16 protein-coding genes are annotated in these 19,661 nt (G+C 50.2%); all 16 read right to left on the reverse strand.

Annotation, left to right across the window (positions count from 1 at the left end; translation table 11 throughout):
• Nucleotides 1-8: 8 nt before the first annotated feature.
• Nucleotides 9-1,223: a glycosyltransferase gene (locus tag FEM03_RS14485; protein WP_138086995.1), complete on the reverse strand. Its 1,215-nt coding sequence runs from the start codon at nucleotides 1,221-1,223 to the stop codon at nucleotides 9-11.
• Nucleotides 1,220-2,413, reverse strand: a complete 1,194-nt coding sequence (locus tag FEM03_RS14490) for a glycosyltransferase family 4 protein (RefSeq protein ID WP_206171016.1) — start codon at nucleotides 2,411-2,413, stop codon at nucleotides 1,220-1,222. Before FEM03_RS14490 ends, FEM03_RS14485 begins: the two co-directional genes overlap by 4 nt.
• 42 nt (nucleotides 2,414-2,455) lie before the next feature.
• A complete protein-coding gene (locus FEM03_RS14495; RefSeq protein ID WP_138086997.1) occupies nucleotides 2,456-3,379 on the reverse strand; it encodes a glycosyltransferase family 2 protein in 924 nt (307 codons plus the stop codon).
• 75 nt (nucleotides 3,380-3,454) lie between these two features.
• Nucleotides 3,455-4,768, reverse strand: coding sequence for a hypothetical protein (locus FEM03_RS14500; RefSeq protein WP_138086998.1), 1,314 nt, complete (start codon nucleotides 4,766-4,768; stop codon nucleotides 3,455-3,457).
• Between the two features lie 66 nt (nucleotides 4,769-4,834).
• On the reverse strand, nucleotides 4,835-6,019 hold the full coding sequence (locus FEM03_RS14505) for a glycosyltransferase family 4 protein (protein WP_166442869.1): 1,185 nt from the start codon (nucleotides 6,017-6,019) through the stop codon (nucleotides 4,835-4,837).
• Nucleotides 6,020-6,030: 11 nt separating this feature from the next.
• Entirely contained in the window at nucleotides 6,031-7,008 is a 978-nt protein-coding gene (locus FEM03_RS14510) for an FkbM family methyltransferase (RefSeq protein WP_138087000.1), read from the reverse strand.
• Nucleotides 6,897-7,652, reverse strand: coding sequence for a class I SAM-dependent methyltransferase (locus FEM03_RS14515; protein ID WP_138087001.1), 756 nt, complete (start codon nucleotides 7,650-7,652; stop codon nucleotides 6,897-6,899). The genes FEM03_RS14510 and FEM03_RS14515 overlap by 112 nt, the downstream gene beginning before the upstream one ends.
• 37 nt (nucleotides 7,653-7,689) lie before the next feature.
• Nucleotides 7,690-8,745 (reverse strand): glycosyltransferase family 2 protein, encoded by a 1,056-nt coding sequence (locus FEM03_RS14520; RefSeq protein ID WP_206171017.1) that lies wholly within the window; start codon nucleotides 8,743-8,745, stop codon nucleotides 7,690-7,692.
• Nucleotides 8,690-9,481 carry an FkbM family methyltransferase gene (locus tag FEM03_RS14525; RefSeq protein WP_138087002.1) on the reverse strand — a complete coding sequence of 264 codons (792 nt, stop codon included), beginning with the start codon at nucleotides 9,479-9,481 and terminating at the stop codon, nucleotides 8,690-8,692. Before FEM03_RS14525 ends, FEM03_RS14520 begins: the two co-directional genes overlap by 56 nt.
• Nucleotides 9,482-10,750 carry a glycosyltransferase family 4 protein gene (locus FEM03_RS14530; RefSeq protein WP_138087003.1) on the reverse strand — a complete coding sequence of 423 codons (1,269 nt, stop codon included), beginning with the start codon at nucleotides 10,748-10,750 and terminating at the stop codon, nucleotides 9,482-9,484.
• Between the two features lie 72 nt (nucleotides 10,751-10,822).
• On the reverse strand, nucleotides 10,823-13,708 hold the full coding sequence (locus tag FEM03_RS14535) for a hypothetical protein (protein WP_138087004.1): 2,886 nt from the start codon (nucleotides 13,706-13,708) through the stop codon (nucleotides 10,823-10,825).
• A 47-nt stretch (nucleotides 13,709-13,755) separates the two neighbouring features.
• Nucleotides 13,756-14,676: a glycosyltransferase family 2 protein gene (locus FEM03_RS14540; RefSeq protein WP_138087005.1), complete on the reverse strand. Its 921-nt coding sequence runs from the start codon at nucleotides 14,674-14,676 to the stop codon at nucleotides 13,756-13,758.
• 50 nt (nucleotides 14,677-14,726) lie between these two features.
• On the reverse strand, nucleotides 14,727-15,965 hold the full coding sequence (locus FEM03_RS14545) for a glycosyltransferase family 4 protein (protein WP_138087006.1): 1,239 nt from the start codon (nucleotides 15,963-15,965) through the stop codon (nucleotides 14,727-14,729).
• Nucleotides 15,966-16,027: 62 nt separating this feature from the next.
• The gene (locus FEM03_RS14550; RefSeq protein WP_138087007.1) at nucleotides 16,028-17,158 is read right to left on the reverse strand and encodes a glycosyltransferase family 4 protein; all 1,131 of its coding nucleotides are present in this window, start codon (nucleotides 17,156-17,158) and stop codon (nucleotides 16,028-16,030) included.
• A 6-nt stretch (nucleotides 17,159-17,164) separates the two neighbouring features.
• Nucleotides 17,165-17,914, reverse strand: coding sequence for an FkbM family methyltransferase (locus FEM03_RS14555; RefSeq protein WP_166442871.1), 750 nt, complete (start codon nucleotides 17,912-17,914; stop codon nucleotides 17,165-17,167).
• Between the two features lie 123 nt (nucleotides 17,915-18,037).
• Nucleotides 18,038-19,540 carry a lipopolysaccharide biosynthesis protein gene (locus FEM03_RS14560; protein WP_166442872.1) on the reverse strand — a complete coding sequence of 501 codons (1,503 nt, stop codon included), beginning with the start codon at nucleotides 19,538-19,540 and terminating at the stop codon, nucleotides 18,038-18,040.
• Nucleotides 19,541-19,661: the final 121 nt, after the last annotated feature.

The following is a 19,661-nucleotide window of genomic DNA, read 5'->3' on the forward strand; positions in this document are numbered from 1 at the left end:
TTACTTATTCACAGATGCACATGATCGGGCCGGGCGTGTCCGTTGATCAGCCATTCATTGACCTGTATCAATTGTGTGGCGACGTGATCCCAAGTGAAACGTTTCTCCACCAAGTCCCGGCCTTTTTTACCCATCGCGGCTCTTTCCCCATCGGTTAATGAAGCCAACTTTTCCAACCTGTCGGCAATGCTTGCCTTGTTTGCATGGATCAAGAATGCAGCGCCGTATTCAACTCCTACCGAAAGATTGCATGCCGGAGTCATCAGCACCGGCTTTGCGTAGGCCCACGCTTCCAGTATGACCATTGGCAGCCCCTCACTCAAAGAGGGGAGGATGAAAGCGTCCGCCGAGCGATATAACGCGTCTTTATCATCTCCGAACGTTGGACCATGAAACGTTACTGACCCGTTCGAACCGGCTTCAGAAAAGTTTTTGTCTTTCTTGGTTCGCTGCCACTTGAGTCCCAACTCGTCACACAATCGCATCAATTCGGATTCATGGTCGTTTTCATCCCAGCCTGCTATTTCAAGAGTCCAGCCACTTTCGGGATAAAGCTTCACAAAAACCTCCCAAGCTTTGATCATTTCCATCAATCCTTTTTTTGGATGGAGACGGCCCAAATAGAGCAACCGTTTCCGGCTGGCAGACCGCGTCACAGCATGATCGCTAGAAGCTTTCAAAGCCGGAAGATTGATGCCGTTGGGAATGACACAAATCGGAGATCGCACCCCCATTTTACGAATGGCCTCCAACTCCGAATCACACAAAGACCGAATACAAGAGGCTCCATTAAGATGGGCCGCCTCGAAACAGGCCAATGCCAATTGTTTTTTCCATCCGCTGTGTTTCAGCGCCCACGGATCCAACATGCCATGCGGGTGAATCACTTCTGCTCTTCCAGTGGTCCGGCGCCAACGCCATGACGCCCATGAAGGATAATTCCAGAGCCCATGCAAATGAACAACGTCTGGCGATGCAGAAACTAATGAACTACGCAGGTCCGGTGCGAATGCAAGACTGCGCGCCAACGCCGGTGTTGGTTTCGCCAAATGAAGAGGAACGGGAACCCAACTTTTCTCGTCTTCATTCGATTCGACATCTGAAACGCCAAATGTCTCAATTTGCACACCCTGCGTGTGAATCGATTGAGCGAGATGTTTGCACGCATCAAACAAGCCGCCTGCGCGACGTGAGACACGGTCGGTAACAAATGCCACCTTCATCGCAACGACAACAATCCAACCACCGCGCGACTTATGAAGGATGGTCGTTTAGGTCCCACCCGGATGGCAGCTTCGACCGCGACCTTCATACCTTCGCCAAACCGTTCGGGTCCCCAAGGTTGAATAAGTTCCCGACTCCGACGTCCCATTTCCGCCAGTTTCGCTTCTGTCAGGCTGGCCATCAATGTCAAGCAATCCGCAATTGATTGGGTATCATAAGGATCAAAAACGAAACCATTGGCACCGTCGACGACCAAATCATTGGCACAACCACACCGGTTCGAAACCATGACAGGCAGGCCGCTTGCCATGGCCTCATTGACAACCAGTCCCCATTGTTCGGTCGTGCTGGCGTGGATGAACGCAGATGCTTTCGCATAATAATCCGGGAGCTCATCGTATTGCAAAAATCCAGGCAAGGAAACAAAGCTGCCTAAAGCCAATTCGGACACTTGATGTTCCAAATTCTCTCGAAGCGGGCCATCACCGAGAATGGTAAGATTCCACAGGCTTGATGAGTTGCCATCTGCAGTTCCACGTGTGCGGTAGACCTTGTAGGCTTCCAGGAGACGCAACAGATTCTTCTTTTCAATGAATCTGGCGCTGGCGAGAAAACTCCCCGTAGAATTGCCAGGAGAAGTCTCTTGAATATTGATTGAGCGACGGTTGAAAAAGTCATTATCCACCGCGTCGTAGCCCAGCGCGATCTGAGAACCAGGCATGCCCAGGCAATGTAAATATTGTCGGTGGGACGAACCTCCAACCAACGCCGAGGATGAACAGGCCACAATCGATTTCTTTATCCACTCTTTCCATTCAACTCGAGGCTCGTCGTGTGCGTTGCTCTCAGACATCATGATCGACGGGACACCACGATTCATGCACCAATGAAGAGCGACCAGAGCCTCCTTGGAGCTCCAACCAGGAATCGCAACCACGTCAGGATTGAGTTGGGAAAGAGTCGTGTTCAGGCGTTCCCTGAAAGGAACATTGATGCCGTTGTCACTGCCTGCGGCATTCGACGTTCGCATCGAAATGATTTTGAGGTCGCCATGTTCACACCGGTTCCACGCATAGTCTTTGCTAAGTGTGGAGAACTCAATGCCCGTCACCCGGAAGAAGCCAGCTGCAGCCCCAAGCCTCGCCAAGTGATAGGGACCAAAGTGATCAAAAAGAACTGCCAGCTTCAATGGGAGTGTATTCACTGAATAGAAGGGGGACCGAAGCTGTCCTTAGCCTCGAATTTCCCTGATGAGCTCGGGTTCGATTCGCCCTTTCACCAGGTTCGATAGAGCAATCCAATTTCCTCGCAAACGCCCCAAACGGTCGACCGATTTGTCCCGCCGCATTACGCCAAACAGGTTCGCCGCAACGGCTTTAAGCACATGATTTTTTAGAACAGTGCTCCATTGAAAAACCCCGGTTGAGCCCAGATAGAATGGATTCATGATTTGTGCGAATCCAAACCGGATACCTGAGTCGCGTCCAGACTTCACAGCGAGGTGAGCCATGCATGCATTGGGGCTATAGGCGCATTTGCCGAATCGTTGAGCCCTGATGCCAATGTCGGCATCATCCATCCAGGAATACATGGGCAGCCTCTCATCAAACTGAATGTGATTAAACACCTCCCGGCGTATGGTCATGCAGCAACCGTAGAGACCCTTGTCGGAAGGATACCACCGAATGGCAAAGTCTGAATCGGGGGACCTAGGCGAATTTCCGTCGTATGCGTTGACCAAGTCCAATGCTTCCTGACGATCAACTCCACCATTGGCCAAAAGGTGGCCATCCAGACCTACAAGATCTTGATGCTCGCCAAATATTTTTCTGACGATTCGAAGGTATTCTTTAGACAGTTCGACATCGTCATCCATGATCGCAACAAGGGTTATCTCAGGACGCAGCTTCCGAATTCCGGCGTTGAGTTGTGCGGTTTTCCCCGATTGGTGATAGCAAAAATCAATTTCCCCTGACTCCCTGTCTACTTGAACGATGTCTGACTCGTTGGTGACGGCGAATACCACCTGCGCGGGCAGCAAAGCCTGCCTTCTGATTGATCGATAAGTCGCTGCCAACTCGACCGCCCGCCCCCGCGAAGGAATCAGAACAGCCAGGTCGCTACAAACTGCATGGCTCTTGCTGGTCATGTGCATCGTGGGAAAAGCGTTCCTGGCTCGACTTATGAACAAAACAACATTGTTGCACACCGCCTCGATTCCCCAGGCACTTCACTGATTGATTTTCCCCTTTGCGGGAGAGGGAGGGCGAGCTCCAGCACGCCTGGATAACCGGGGAACGTCTGGGATTCTGGCAAACAGATATCCGGCTCCAAGGAAAATCAGTTGATAAGTGACAGCGGGAACGAAATCAACGGTTTGATGCGTGATCGCCCGCATTGCCGACGTGCAAATCATGATGTAAAATATCTGGGCAAATGCGGCATTGGGCTGCATGGCAGCCGTCCATACCGATTTGAATAGCATGCCAACGGCGGCAAAAAACAAACAGCCAAACCAGCCGAACTGTTCGTAAGAGTCTCCCATTCCCGTGATGGTTGATCCGGGCGAGATTTCATAATTGGTCGCCAGCTCAGTAGAATAAATTTTCTCCAGGTTTGTTCCTACTAGAAGGGCTTCTTTGGTTTGTCTTCCGACAATCTGCGCTGGAACGAAACGATGCACCAACAAATTCCAATAGCCCGCGCCCCATCCGTATCGACGTTGAATGCGCGTCGATTCGATGATCGCAGCTCCATTTCGAAGTTCAAGAACCGACTCCCGGGTCACAAAATTTTTAAAATTCTCAACCAGGTTGACTTCGCGAATTTTACTAATTCCCTCGTCATGCATGATTCTGCGATAGTCTCCTGTTGCAGGAATCGCCAGCATTGCGAAGAATAGTCCAACAAACACCACAACACGGTTGGGTGGTTTTCGAAACAAAAAATAACTGGTTACTGCCAGCGCAAGAATCACAGTCGCGGTTGGCTCCCTTCGCCCCTGAACGATTGCTATCAGCGGACTGATTGACGAAAGTGCAAGTGCGGAAACCGTGAAGAAGTTGATCTTCTTCCGGAAAACATAATAGCAGATGGCGAATCCTGGATAGATCAAGGATCCGAAAAACATGTAAATCGTTGCGACGCCTGTGAGTCCACCGCGACTACCAAATGCAACCTGATCACGGGGAAGGAATACCCCCGAAGCAAGACCCACAAGAGCGAAGGCCACGCCAACGATCAAAAAACGATCAAGGTCCACAGGGCGGGAGATGTCGCGGATGATGGAAACGGAAGGTGCAAATTTGTAGCCAAACGCGCAGCACCATAGACATAGGCTGCATATTAGCAGCATGTCTTTGATTTCCGGCATGTTGACGCCCCCAGGAAAAAGAATTAGCGAGTAAGCTTGGGGGAGAACGAAAATCGCCATGACGGCGGCCATGAAATATGGATATTCGAAAATCTTCGCAGGCGATTTGAGAACAAACAGGAAAAAGACGATCAAGGTCGCAATCAACAGATAGAGATAGTAGTAAGGCATATGGTGTCAGGTCTGCAGATTCACCTAAAAATGGCAATCTGAGCTTTATTTATGTTGTAGGTTTTCCTATGAATGTGTGAAGGTTGACGCCACGGAACGAAACATGTCAATGTAGGACGTGCGCAATGCATCCCATGAGAAGCGCCTCACAATGCTGTTTCTTCGTCGACTCATCTCCTCAAAAGACGATACAGGGGTCTTCCCTAGTTCTTCAGACAGTTGCGCCGCAAGCTGTCCAGGCTTGGTGAGGTCAATCAAAGTTCCCACGTCACTCAATACATACTCAGTCACTTCATTCCGATGGGCGATGGTCGGAAGTCCATGCATCAGAGATTCGATGTAAACACGTCCAAAGCCTTCGGACAGGGATGCCAATACAAAGGCGTCAGAAGCCTGATAATAGTCATGGACACTTTCTTTTGGGAGGGAGAGGACGGAGTAATTGTCTGAACCCAGTCGTTCATTTGCGAGGGTGATGATCTCATTGCTTTGACTATCGGTTGAACCCAAGAGCTGAAGGAAAGGTCTTGGCCCAGACATCCGGGCTATCTCTTCAATCACGAAGTCCATTCTTTTGTGATGTTTGGAGATCCACCCTACGCTTAGCACAATTGGGCGGTTCAAAGGCAGATTGAGAGTGGAACGGAGTCGGCGCTTCGCATCAGCGTCAGGGAAGGGGCTTGAGGGCACTTTGATTCCATAAGGAACCAGAAAATGTTTGGCTGGCGGCTCACCAAAATGGATGGCTTCCTGGTGATAGACCGGCGCCACTTGGTGGACAAAATCGTATTGGGTGAAGGGCGGGTGACAGGGACCACCGTTGGAAAAGAGAAGGCGATAGGGAACTCCGATCTGTCTGCGAAAGCGATGCAACAAAAATCCCAAGTTAGCCTCGCTGTAGAAGACGACGGCAGGGTGAAATTTACGAATTTGTCGAACCACAGCCGGAAAACTGCTCCATTGCTCTACTGCATATGCACTACGTCCAGTGAGACGTCCAATTGCTGTGGCGATCTTCCCAGTTCGGGAGAAAAACCTTATCGCATGTTCATCGGGAGTCCGTTGTGAACCAGTGTGATCTTGTTTCGCACCTTTAATGAGCAGGGCCTCAATTTTCGGGTCAGTTTTCAGCTCGTCAAAAGCCTCGCGGAAAAACGTTTCAAATCCTCGGTTGACGGCTCCCAAACCCGTGCAACAAAAAAACACTCGTATAGGCGTGTCCGCAGCGACTGCATTGGTCTTTCCGTTCATTAAAGTAGGGCTCATTCCACTGCACCGATCCGCTCACAGTAGACATGAAACGTGTGAATTTGATCGACAAACTTATCACGTTTCATGTCAATCCTATCCAGCGATTGAACCCGCCATTTTCGTATGTGCAGCCAGTCAAAAATGTCAGATTGAGAAAAATTGAGTTTGTCCAAAAATTCCGGATGAATTTCAATCAGCAGCGTATTTGCATGCTTTAAAGTATTTTCCGCACCTTGTAGAACCTCCAACTCATAACCTTCTACATCTATCTTGATGATTTCTGGAGAAAAGTTTAAATCAGTGCATATATGGTCCAAGGGGCGGAGAGGCACTGAAATTTTTTCCCGTCTTTCATCCCCTTCTCCAGAAATATCGAGATGATGCCAGTTGAAATGCATGTCCAGAGAACCGGTTGAAGCTCCGCAAGCAACCTGGAGACAGCGTAGCGACTCACTCATGTCATTCAATTGGGCGTTGGTAGTCCGATACTGATGAGCGAGAGGCGAAGGATCTATTGACAGCACCCGGCCATTCGGATTGATGTTGAGAAATACCAATGAAAAGATTCCGTGACTTGCTCCGATGTCGGCGAAGGTATTTGCACCTGCAATAAGAGATATGAAGAAATCAAGTTCCTTCACCATTTCAGGTGACCGCCAGCAAAACCAACTGAAAGGTTCCTTGCTTTCGGGATCTAGAATCAATTTGAGGTCCGGCCTGACTTGCATCGCCTCGGAAGTTTGTGCGAGCTCAAAGGCCTGACGTAGGCGGGCAATTTCAGGATCTGGACGATGTCTTAATGTCCGGATTTTCTGAATCGTCTGGAAAAGCGGTGCAGGAAGCAATCTTCTGGTGATGCGTTTTAGCTGATTGAGACTCATAATTTTTTGGGTTCCATCCAGAGCCATGACATCTTGACCGGGCGCCACTCGCTGACGGCCCAGTCCAGATAAGATTGAGGAAGAAGCGATGTGGCCATGGTCCGCCATGGAAAATCCTCAGTGGAGCGAGGCTCTTGCCAAATGTGAGAAATTTTGTGGGTGGTATTGAATCGATCAATCAAAGTCTGAGTGATGTCGGGGACCAAAAAATCGTGTAATTCGACCAGAATGGTTGAATGAATCAATTGGGGAACAACGCTTGGATCCAGCAATTGTTTTTCATATCCCTCAACGTCGCATATCACGGCGACCGAGTCCTCATCTTGTAAAAGTTTAAACAGATCGGAAGTTTCACACTTGCCGCGGATCGAAACGCGCTCAGCAACACCATTTGACTCCGACATCTCACGAAGGGTGTCATGGGCAGATAATTCCATTTCAAATGCGACCACTTTTGCGTTGGGCAGTCGTCGAGCCATGCCTACCGCGTAATAACCTTCCGCTGCCCCGACATCGACCACCATCGAAGGTGAATTTGCGATCAAGCTCTCAATGCAAGAGACCAGCTCTCGTTCGTAAATGCCGAGCAATTTTGGAATATAGGCGCTGCCTTGGGACTTCCTGGCGTAGCGCATCCCTGCGAAAGGCCCATTCATTACTGAGTTGAATGATCTCTTCTGGGTAAGGTGGGTCAAATATCCAATTGGTCGAAATCGTTCAGGGATGATTTTGCGAAGATAGGAGGCAAGCATTGAAAAATTTAAACTGGTTTTTTAAGCGAAACAGAACTCAAGCGTCCGTCCTGTTTGTGCCAAGTTCGGTTTCCATACGTCTTGCCACTGCGGCTGGAATCTGTTTGGGATAAGCACCGTCTGGCCAGCCGGTTCGGGTCTGATCAAGGATGGGAAGGAGAAAGGCATGGGCCAATCGCTGAAGAGAACGGATGGCGGGTTTTGCGAGATGATTGGATTGATGAACCTCCGGTAGTTCCGTTTCCGGCAGCCAGTAGTGTAAACCAGGGGCGTCGTCGGGAGTGATGAGATTCTCCCATTCGCCCATTGCCCAATGATGCAACTCGGGTGCGCTCCAGTTGGAACGATTGTCTTGATCGGCCATCATCATTGCTCGAAGAAAACAGCGCCGCTCCAGCTGAACGGGGTCGCGGTGGGCGTAGTGCCGAATTGGAAGACGTTCAGCGGCAAGATAACCGGCGTTGTATGGAAAGGACACCGACGGCGGCCAATGCATGGTGTCGCGGTAACGACACATCCTCGGTTCCGAATAAACACTGGGTTGATACCAACGTCTCCTTTCTTCAATTGGTTTAATCCGGTCGGTCATGGACTCTTTCCCCTCATTCCATGCGTCGACTTCAGATTTCAGAAGAACAAAGTTGTAATACTGGTGGTAAACTATTGTTTCGTAGGGACGCAGGCGCTCCTTAACAAAGAGGGGAGGGGGAACATGATGAAACTCGTCAGCGTCAACTCGGAGAAACCAGTCTCCAGTTCGCATTATTTGTCGTGCTTGATGAAAAATCCAACCTCTTACAATGGTATCGTTAAAGTATACCGGGTCCCTTCGAAGAGGAACAATGCGTCGCTCAATTTGCGCCAGATCACAAACGATTTCCCAAGTTCCATCCACACTACCGGTGTCAAACACGTAGATAAAGTCCGACCACGTCAAAAGATGTCTTATCGATTGTTCAATGATTTCGGCCTCGTCTCGAACAGGTAGCAGGCTAAAGAATCTCATTCGATCACGTGCGAGATAGTTGCGGAGCAGTTTAATGGAAAGCGATTCGATCATTCTCTGATCGAAGCCGGCAAAAAATATCTCCATACCCCTCCGTGAGATCGACTCCCAGAGAGTTCGGAAAACTCCGCTGAAAATCATTGACTGGCATCCAATCAGTCAACGCCATTTTGGCGGAGCTTGCTTCTCTGAAATTGCAATCGTAGGCTCCAAGAGTGGAAATTTGATCAAGAGCCAATTTTGCGGATGGAAGTTCAGAAGGTGAACTATGAAATTCAAAGGAGATCAGTGGTATTGGATGACTTAGTCCTCGCAAGATTTGTAATTCCCAGCCTTCAGCATCGATTTTGCAATAGTGAGGTCTGCCGTGTATTGCAATTTGTCGATCTAATGTTGATACTGAGATAGTGGACGATCCAACGGTGTCTCCCTCCCAATCGCTTCTGAGTGATGAGGTTTGATCAAATGAGGAAATGAAGAGAGTTCTAGATTCCTCGGTCTCACCAAGTCCGAGGGGCAAAATCAATAGATGATTCGTAGGACGGCAGACGTGACGGATTTCTGAGTGAAGTTCAGTTTGAGGTTCAAAAGCGATGATGTGAGCTCCCAAATTTGAGAAGACTTCGGCACTCTGTCCACGGTTGGCTCCCACATCGAAAACCAGATCACCTGGACCGATGAGTTTGCTGTAGAATTGAAGCAGTTGATGATGGGTATCGTTTTTGCGGAGTCGGTAGAGGCAATTCCGGACAAACCGGAAAAGTCCAATCTTGACCAGAAAATAGCGAACCTGATTTCGTAGTATCAGTCGGGTTGCCTTCATTTAATAAGTTGATCCTTGAGTTTGCTTCTCTGGCATGGACAATAAAGCCCTCACAAGCCTCTCACCATACTGCTCCCATGTAAACTCGGAGGCGCGCTTGCGGGCGGCAACCGACAGTAGATCCCGGCGTTCGCGATTCTCGACCAGTGATTTGATCGCCTCGACAAGCGCATTCACATCCCGCTTTGGAACAATGATTCCTTCGATCCCGTCGCGGGCGACCGATCCCGAATCCATTGTCGTAACGACAGGAAGTGCCGAAGCCAAAGCTTCGTAAGTCACTTCCGCAGATCCTTCTGCCAATGATGGAAGCACAAAAATGTCCGCCTGCTGATACTCTTCCTTGATTTGTGAGCGGGGAATTCTACCCAAGAACGTAAGGTGGTCGCAGATGGATTGATTTCGTATTGAGTCCTCGACGTGTCCGGCAACACGAAATTCGTAGTGATAGCCTTGCCTAGTCAACTCAGCCGCAGCCATAGCCAAATAATGAATACCCTTTCTTAGTTCGGCAGTTCCTACAAACAAAATCCTCCCTGGAATGGGATTGGGTTGCAGGGTCAACCATTCGGCCTTCACTCCATAAGGAACGATGGCCGTCAAGTTGCGCGAAATGTTCCAGTTTTCAACCAAGTCATCGGCGACACACTCTGAAGGGCAGATGTAAAAATCCGCATGGGTAAGAGGTGAGCGTTCAAAGCCATACTTGTAGACAATCTTCTCGTGGTCCGCAGATTTCGGTTCCCACTCCGGAAATTTTCTGCGTTCTTCCGAGATAAGCTTGCTGGTGCTGACAAGGATGTAGACTTCAGAAACGACTTTTAGCCCTCGTTGCCGGGCGTCCTGCAACATTGGAGTAAACTCGCTCAACATGATGTATAAATGAGTTGCTTTTCCGTAACCGTAAGTCGAAGCCGCCAGGCCAAGATCGACATTTCTTTCCAAGTCTAACTTGGATCGAGTGTCTGGATCTTTGCGGCTCCACACACTTTTCCACACCCAACGAAGATTGGGGCGTGCAAACGTGAAAGTAACTGGGAGCAATTCTTCCGGAATTCTTCGATTAATCAATCGACGGAATTTCTCTCCGGCCACAGGAAGAAATCTTCCCCAAGCCAGCCATTTCCCCCAACCGGAATTACCTGAGACATCGGTATACAGGCGTTCCAGCAATCCTGCTTGATGCAGAATGTAGGGGACAGCGTAGCCTCGTCGTGCCCCAGTTTGAGCCACGATGTAGCGCGGGGCGGGTAAATTTATCCGTGACATGGTGCCGGGGATTGGGGGCGGATTTTGGTTGCTGATATGGTCAAGACCGCAGTCAAAACATCAGTGCAAAAACTAATCGGGAGAAGAAGTTTTCTTAACGGTGATTTTGACGAACCCGATGTCGCCGGACGGTGACCAAGCGTAAGTCTTGATGAATTGACTCGAAAAAGTTTGACTCAAGATCTGTTGTTCATCGATGTCGGCGTCCGACCAATCGACGAGATCAATACTGGTTTCAACAGTCAGTGAGATGTCAGAATTCCATCGGGAGCGCTCGTAAGTAATTTCGAACACTGGGGGGAACTCATCGAGTCCTGGAACAAGTGCATACTCGAATGGTTGTGGTAGCACGGTGATAGCAGAGTGCCCGAATGCATATTTGAGAAGGTTTGAATTCCCATCGTTCAAATACGAGGATCCAGGCCCGCTAATGGCAGGATTCTGCAATTCATCTTCTGTGAAGTTTTCTGTTTGCCAATCTTCGAAAGTCACTGGGGGAGATTCAAATGCACCTATATCGTTCCTTTTTTTGAACGTGCCTCCTGTGTAGTCTTTAAGTGGGCCGATATTAGCCCCCGCATTGATAAGAGGGCTTCCAAGAGTAGGGCGGAGTAAATCCAATTGAAGATTTGTCGCGAGGAAGCTGCCACTGTCGAAACCCAAGCTCTGCCATTGGGCATGGCTGCGATTTGCTGATGTGCTTCCGTTGAAATACTGGTAAACGAGGTTGCTTGTTCCTAGCTGGTAGGCATTGGTGCTTAAAGTCAATTGGTCCGTTTGCCGAAGATTGGCAAACACATTGGCACCAGAAACATTGAAGGGCATCAAAACCAAATTGTTGACAAAAGTTAACTCCAATTGGTTCTGCCTTGTGAAGAGTGCGGCTTGAGGGACCCCTCCGTGAAGATCGACTACTCCCCTTGCATCGATAGTGCAACCTTGAAGGTCCACATTTCCGGCAACAGGGTTCACTCTAAGGCTGCCTTCAATAAGGTGGATACAGTTTCGCTCGGTGAGCGAGCGACCAAATATCACCCTGTTCATTCCATGGAAATAGCTCTCATGAGCAATGACAGCCGCATGCATGTCCAGAGATCCGCATCGCGTCCTCTCGAGATAAACGGTCTTAACGCCATCTCCTTGGATGTTTCCGATACCAAAATCACAGTCGATAAATTCGAACAGCTCGAACTGATCAGGTTCGTTGGGAGTTCCAAGATTGTGCGAGTAAAACACTGGATAAAATTGGGTCATTACTCCTTCTGTAGATCCTATCACCCCTGCATTGGCAACAGATCGACAGCGATGAAATCGGTGGGTAATTCCCAAATCGAGTGGCTGGTGATTAAACGACACGAAGACAGTCTGCCCTCCGGCTCCAGCATATGGCGATCCTTGTTCGCATTGAACATCTTCAATCAAGACATCATCTCCAGGCCCTCCCTGAACAATGCTCAGATTGTGTTTGGATCCATAGTAGAGATATGAGTGTTTATAGACGGTCCTGCCGGGGGGGGCTCCAAATCCCACGCAGTAGCCTCCAATTGGGTCATTATCCGTGGATCGAGCCAGGCAAGTTTTCCCGAGATGGATGTCTTCAATGTGCAAATTAGGGGCACTCAGGATCATCGCCCCTCCATCAGCATAGTAGTAACTTCGTTCATATTTTTTTCCATCGATTCGGGGATCTGTGCTCCCAAACGGATGAACATAAAGCGTAGAACCATCAGTCCAGAAGGAACCTGGGGTGGACGCCAATTGATCTTTTACCGATTCGAAGGTTGCTCCTGTCGGATGATGCATAAATTTATCGTCTTCCCACAGAACGACATGGTCTTGGGTGTCAGCGGTGGAAAAAACTTTCGATGTTGCAGTCGGACTCCACGAATTGTTTGGCAAAGTTCTCTGTGCCTTGATGCGAATCCATTCCTGACCTTCAGCGGCTTTGACATTCAGGCCCGGTGTGGAGATACGGAAAGAGGTTCCTTGGAGATCCAACTCCTCTCCTCCGGTGTCTATGATAAGAACATTGCCTTGTTCATAGGAGTCTGCTGCAAACATTCCTGTGAATTGTCCCTCAATGTTAAGCTTCTCGGCAGTTTTCCAAGCTTTGGCGGGCGTGGTGCCGTCCGCAGAATCATTTCCGTTAAGGGGATCGCAATACCAAGTAAAGTTTGTGGTGGGCTCGATCAGCTCTTGAGGGTAGGCGATATCACTAAAATCTGGATTGCTGAACGTGTAAACGGAAGGGGCGCCCAAACGTCCTTTGAGACCAGTCCCGAAAGTTCGGGTTCCGGCAAACATTTGTCCTAGGTTCGAGATGCCGATGTTTGCGTCGTTCAAGTTTGCAAAATTCTGCATTGGCTGACCTGGGTATTTGTAGTAATATTTCAGGTCCGCGACTGAGCCGTTTTTGAGGTGTGTGGCCACGCCAAGATAGATCCAACGATTTTTCCACTCGACGTCAACAGGTATGAACACGTTGGTGAAGTGGATGGCTGCGGTTAGTTTGTCATTACGAATGCAAATTAGAGGAGACAAGACTCCTTCAGCGCTCAGCTGGCATAAGATATCGGCTTGTGATCCACTGACTTCTTTCAAATAGAACCATGCGCCAACAAAAATTTTTGTTTCTAGTTGAGAATCAAAAATGAAGCGTCCGAAGGCGGAGGATGCTTGTTCTCGAAGATCTGCGCTAGCGGGCGAGCCTGACACAAGACGCGGTCCACCAGCGCGCATGTGCAAAGTTCCTGTCACTTCATGAAAGTTTGTCCCAGGCTGAGCAGAGGTTAGTGATCCCGTGGTGGAAAAGAGCTCGCGATGCAGAAGATTCATTTCTGCATTGGTTTGAGCCAGCGCGAAAGCGAAAACGAGGGCAATCGAAATTGATACGATGAACGAGCGTGCCCCAGACCGCGAATGACCTTGCTTCGATGGTGAGAATGGAAATGCGGGCATGACAATATATTTTGCTAAGCAGAAATTTTTTGTTCGATCACCGAGGTTTATGCAATCTCCGTGGCGAGGCCAAATTTCTCTCTAAAATCGCTGACATGATGGATGGGATTTCTCGCAAGACGCATCCATCTGAAGTAGGTGGGCCAAGCAATGGGAGAACGAAGCTGCAAACATCTTCCGAGTCCTTTGAGGGCTGACCACCACCATACTGGCTCTTTGGCAATCCAAAGGGGCCCTTGGGTGGCCGAGTGCAAAAGCTGCCGCACGATTCGATAAAAGGAAACCGGAAACACCCATGGCAGAGGGCACCGAATCCAGACACTCCAAAGCTCGTTGCGCGCATTGTAGTGGTGATTCTTGAGTTCACTTCGGTTGACGCTTGTGTAGTGGTGGCGGATCACCATGGAGGGTTCGAACCAAACGCCTCTCTTTTGGCCATAAGATTGCAAGGCATAGTCTGGCTCTTCGTAACAATGGAAGAACATACCCGGAAAGCCGGGAGATTTTAGATAGAAACTTCGCCGCATGGCCGCAACCGCGTTGGCGTATGCAGACACATAATGACCCTCGCTGTCTGGAGACTGGGATGAATTCGCGAAACCCCCCCCATCACGCAGTTCTGGAAACGTGATGACGGACGCTTCAGGATGAGCCTCAAAGAGAATGGGCAGGCGAGCGAAAAAATCATCGTCAAGAGGGTAGCTGTCGTCATCGAGACTTAACACCAGTTCGCCCGTGGCCCGTCGCAGCATGTGATCGCGCGAAGCGATTGAGCCAAGACCGGAAGAGTTGATGGTGAGCTGACAGTGACTGAAGTTTTGTTGAACCATGACTGCCGTTTCATCAGTGCATCCATCCGCCGTGATAAGAATCTCTTTTGGCGGGGGATTCATCTGGGAAAGGCGCAGCAGTGTCCGCCGAAGCACTTCGCAACGGTTTCGGCTGGTGATCATGACCGTGACATCCATACAAGGGTCCAGGTTTTAGGTTCGATTTGGCGGGCTGATCAGATTCAACATTACTTGTCTGAACGACCAGCATCGTGCAGGGACAACAAGGTTTTAGTCAGTGTTTTCTGATGGTTTTCCCACGTATACTGGCGGGCGCGAATGCGGGCTGCCTCTGACATGCTTCGTCTGAGATTGCGGTCAGTTGTCAATTTGATCATGGCAGCCGACAACGCCTCAATATCCCGGGGTTCCACCACGAAACCGGAGACGCCGTGCTCAACGATGTCCGCACAATACGGGGAACAGATGACCGGGACACCGGCTGCCATGGCTTCGAGAACAACGCTTCCAAACGAGTCGGAGAGGGTGGGGAAGACCAGGATGTCCGCATCAGCATAGAGCTGATCAATTTCAAACCTTGGAACCCGTCCTAAAAATTTGATTTGGTTGCAAGCTGGTTGCTGCTTCACCAGTTGAGTCGCATTGCCCGCCGCAGTATACTGATGTGGGCTGGGTTGAGAAACCTTGGAAACGATCTGCGTGGCCTCCGCAAAATAATGAAACCCTTTTGAGATGGTGCAGCTTCCGACGAATAAGATCTTTCCAGCAACTGGTTGATTCTCAATGCTGAAAAATTCGTCGCCTATTCCATAAGGAACCACATGAATTCGATCCTCAGGAAACAGGCGCTCTTTGATGATATCCTCTTTGACTGAAATCGACGGTGTTATCAAGTCATCGGAAAATTTACACAAACCATCACGGAATTTCTCCAAGGCGATCGTTGATGCCGGAGGTTTGATGTTTTCCCAATCTGGAAAAAGGACCTGCTCCTGTTCATGAATGCGGGACAAGGTTGGCTTGACGTAGATTTCTGAGACAACGTGTTTTCTTTTCGTCTGAACACGCCTTAAAAATTGTGGGGACCATCCCTGGGAAGAATAGATCATGTTACAATCGCGATCCCCCTCCCATGCCATTAACAGTCCCAATGCGTGGGCGTCGGTGTAATTTGCAATCTTGGCTGTGATGAGGTTTTCCACCATCGCCCCTACAGGAAATGAGCGCGTGTAGGGGAGGACTTCATGGGGCACCGTTCGATTTTTCAGGAGTTTAAACGAAGTGCCAAATTTTGGAAGGTGTGACAATAGCGAGACTCTTTTTCCCAGTCCCTCATTTCCGCAGGCGTCGGTATAAAAGCCTCCGAGCATGCCACTCCTGGCAAGAGCCAATGGGACGGCATAGTTATGGCGGGCACCGTTCTGAAGAACGAGAACACGGCAGTCACCAGGTTTTTCATGACGCATGAGAAATATACGGCTGCCGGTCTTCAACGGCGTTTAATCAAAATATCGAAGAAGCCAAAAAGTCAGTGTTGATCATCGGAAAGGCCGGCTGTTGTTGAGGCCATATAATTTAACCATTGATCGGCGAGCTTCTGAAAAGAAAAGTTTTCCAGGTAATGAAGCTGGAGGCGTGACTGATTGATTTCTCTGGAAGCGAAACGGTCAGAAATACAGAACACCGCATCCAGAAAGGACTCTGGCGAGGTTGAGTCGGCGATCAGGCAGTCGGGATTGGCGTAGTCTGGAATTCCGCCGACTCCATAAGCAACAAATGGAACCCCGCATGCCATGGATTCCAACAAAACCAGAGGTGCGCCTTCATTGCCAGTCGTCGGCAGCAGAGTGAGGTCGTAAGATGAGAGCAGATTGGCGTAGGCTTGTCCTGAGGGATACTGACCTTTGCATTCAACGCTCCGGCTCCAACCATTCGAATCGATGAGTTCTTTGATCGGCTGCTGGTCGGGGCCAGTTCCGTAGATGTGCAGTTCAGAGAGATACCTGCTCAATCGGGGCCACTGTTGCGCGAGCCAAAGAGCGCCTTTGTGAGGAACCAGACGACCAAAGAATGCCGCTCGAATGTTGCCCGCCGGGATCGATTGTTGACTGACAGCAGGGAGGGAGGCCGTGATTTCCAAAGGTTCAGGAAAAGCTGGCAAGACAGGAACAGGTGCTGACCAGCCAAATTGTTGTTTGAATACGCGGGCAACTGCTGATGCCTGGGCAACGACATGGTGAAAGCCGAAGCGAACCGCTTGTCGTGAATCCAACGAGCCCACAGAATGGCCAGACATGACTTCGTGAAAGACTCTGACAGGGCAGGACAGGCTCAAAATAGCGGGCAAAAACAAATTCCAACCGGTGCCGCAGGCGAGATAGATGTCTGGTTTAAGTTGCCGAAGATCTTTGATGATGGTGATGAAAGTTGCCAATCCATTCCGACGTTGATTGGAGTTCGTTCGACGTGGGGTAAGCAGCGAGAAGTCGCCGAACTTTTGAAGCTGGTCGGCACGTTCGATGTCGTAGTCAGTGAGAGCACCTGAAAGTGAGATGATGCTCACTTTGTTGCCTGCTTCCAGCAATGCTCTGGCGAGCCAAAAGAGGTGGGTCTGGATGCCTCCATGTCCATTAAGTGTGCCTGCGAGAACGATCCGCATTTCAATCTAGGAACAAATTAAGCGACAATTGAAACCCAGGTGATGAAGATCTTTTTCGGTGATCTCCGAATCGTTCAGCAAGAAATGATTGTAGCCGGCATTTTGCAGCATTTGCAGGACGTCGCCGGGATTTTTTCCGCGAGCGTGCAATGCATCGCCATGCAATTCAAGGAAGATAATGGGATGATGTTGCTGAAGCGTTTGAATGGCCGCTTCAATGACTTCGTATTCAAAACCTTCAATGTCGAATTTGATATGGGTGGGGGAGAATCCTGTTTCTTGAATGATCGAAGCGAGGCTTCGCTGGGGGACCATGGTGACATCGGCGCGAGTTTCCGCTGGGACGACAAAGTAATCTCCGGCGAGGGGGCCGGTGGTTAGCATGGGCAAAAGACCATCCTCAGGTCCCATGGCGACATTGATGGATTGGACGCAATGCTCAAGTTGGTTGAGAGCGATGGTGGTTTGGAGGATTTTCGCGGCTTTCGGGGACGCTTCAATGCAGAGAACCCTTGCTGCTGGTCCGCCGAATCTGATTGCCGCTGCGGCGAAGAATCCGTAGTGGGCACCGATATCCAGAAGTTGAATTCCGGGGGGACAGTTCTGGAGAAATGCGTCCAACTCGGCAGACTGAACGGGATCGTCTTGAAACACTTCGAAGTGTTTTTTCGCGGTTGGGTGACATCTGACAGTCCATTGATCCCGGATGGTGACGGTGTTGGTCAGCCCCGTCGAGAATTGAATGCGATGCCACAAATATTCGGTTGATCGCGATGGCATTCGAAGCCAGTTGCGGAGGTTTCGAGGCGTCCACTTGCGGATAAATTGGGTCGGCAACACGTGTTGATCAGGGGGGCGAAAAGGTAACAAACAAAGAGATCATGGCCGGTAGTGAACACCGTCGATGAATCGTGCTAGACCGAGCATGGTGAGGAATCTTCTGCGTTGATGACCATCAAGAATGAAAATCCAGGACGATAACATCAAGGCCAGAGCCGAAGCGATGCAGACAGATAGGAAATAGGCGAGGTCGGAACTGGACTGCCACGTGTATTTCGCCAGCAAGCAGAAGCCACAGGTGAGAGCAACGACTCCAAGGGCAGTTGGCGTCACCGATCTAAGGTAAGAAGAGAATGGAATTCCGATTCTGCGCAGACCATGTTTGGCGACGAACCAATGAGCGGTGGCCAGTTGGGCGATGATGGTTGACAGGGCAAGGCCCAGCAATCCGAACTTATGGATCAACGGCAAGGCAAGACATAGTTTCAAAATTCCCCCGAGCATCATCCAGATGGCAAAAGGCTCGTGATCGGTAGCCCGGCAGCTGGTTGAAATGATGAAAGATTGTTGTTCAAGAACGATCACCATCACAAGAACTCCTAAAACCAGCGGACCGACGTAGTTGGAAGGCCCGAGCCAGAGGTTGAACAAAGACTCTCCCGCAAACAGGATGGCTGCGCCGCCGCAAAGCGTGAAGCAAGTGCCAATTCGCAAGTTCCTTTGGATAATGCGCCGCGCTTCCTGAACTTCGCCGGCCTGCCACAACTGACTGATGAACACGGACGACGACTGGGCAAATGCGGAGGTGAGGATGTGAAGATTGAGGACAACAAGGGCTGCGGCGCGGTAGGCCGGGATGTTGTCTGCGCCGGATGCTGATGCAATGAAAAACCCATCCGTGTTGAATACCAGAACCGTCCCCAAGGTGGACAACCAGGCCCTCAGTGCGAGATTGGGAATTCCGACGAATGCGGCGGGGTTCCACTTCCCTTTCAGATTGAAGACGCGCGGGTTAAGTTTGACGCAGAAACCACGGATGATGAGACGCTGGATGAGGGATCCAGCCGTGGCGAGCGAAGCCAAGGCGATCAATCCACCACCAAACAACACCGCTGCAATCTGGGCCAGCAAAGTCAACGTGTTGATGGACGTGGCGAGCAACGCATCCCATCCAACGTATCCTATGCCCACCAGCAGGCAGGTCCAGGTGGAAGACCATACATTGAGTGCCTGGCACAGGCAAAGAACGATCCAGGCGATCCAGACGGTGCTGTGGCTGACCGTGGCAAGTTCAAGATTGTTTAAGTAGAAGAAACCGAGTGAACACGAAACAACCAGAACTCCCCCTGCCATAATCCGGTAGACTCTTCGACCGATCGCGATGAGGTCGGCAATTTCTTCAAGGGATTGATCAGTTAAGGGGGTGTCCGGGTCGCCGCCGCTTTTGCCTTTGGCGAGGGCGATTCGACGGGTTAAAACCACTCCGAATCCCAAGTCAAGAATTCCCATGACGGCCCAGCTTTGGCCCAAAAGTAGCCAGAGTCCGACTTCTTCTTTCGGCAGATGTCCCAGGAGTATGGGCATCATCACCAAACCCAGCACAATGGAAACGCCACGGCTGCCCCATTGCGCGGCGGCTCCGAATGCGATGCGACGGGATGACGACATTCTACTTTACTCTAGGAGGGTGGGCGAGTGCCGCGAATCCGGAGAGATTTCTCAG

This window comes from Phragmitibacter flavus (assembly GCF_005780165.1).
GTDB classification, from domain to species: domain Bacteria; phylum Verrucomicrobiota; class Verrucomicrobiia; order Verrucomicrobiales; family Verrucomicrobiaceae; genus Phragmitibacter; species Phragmitibacter flavus.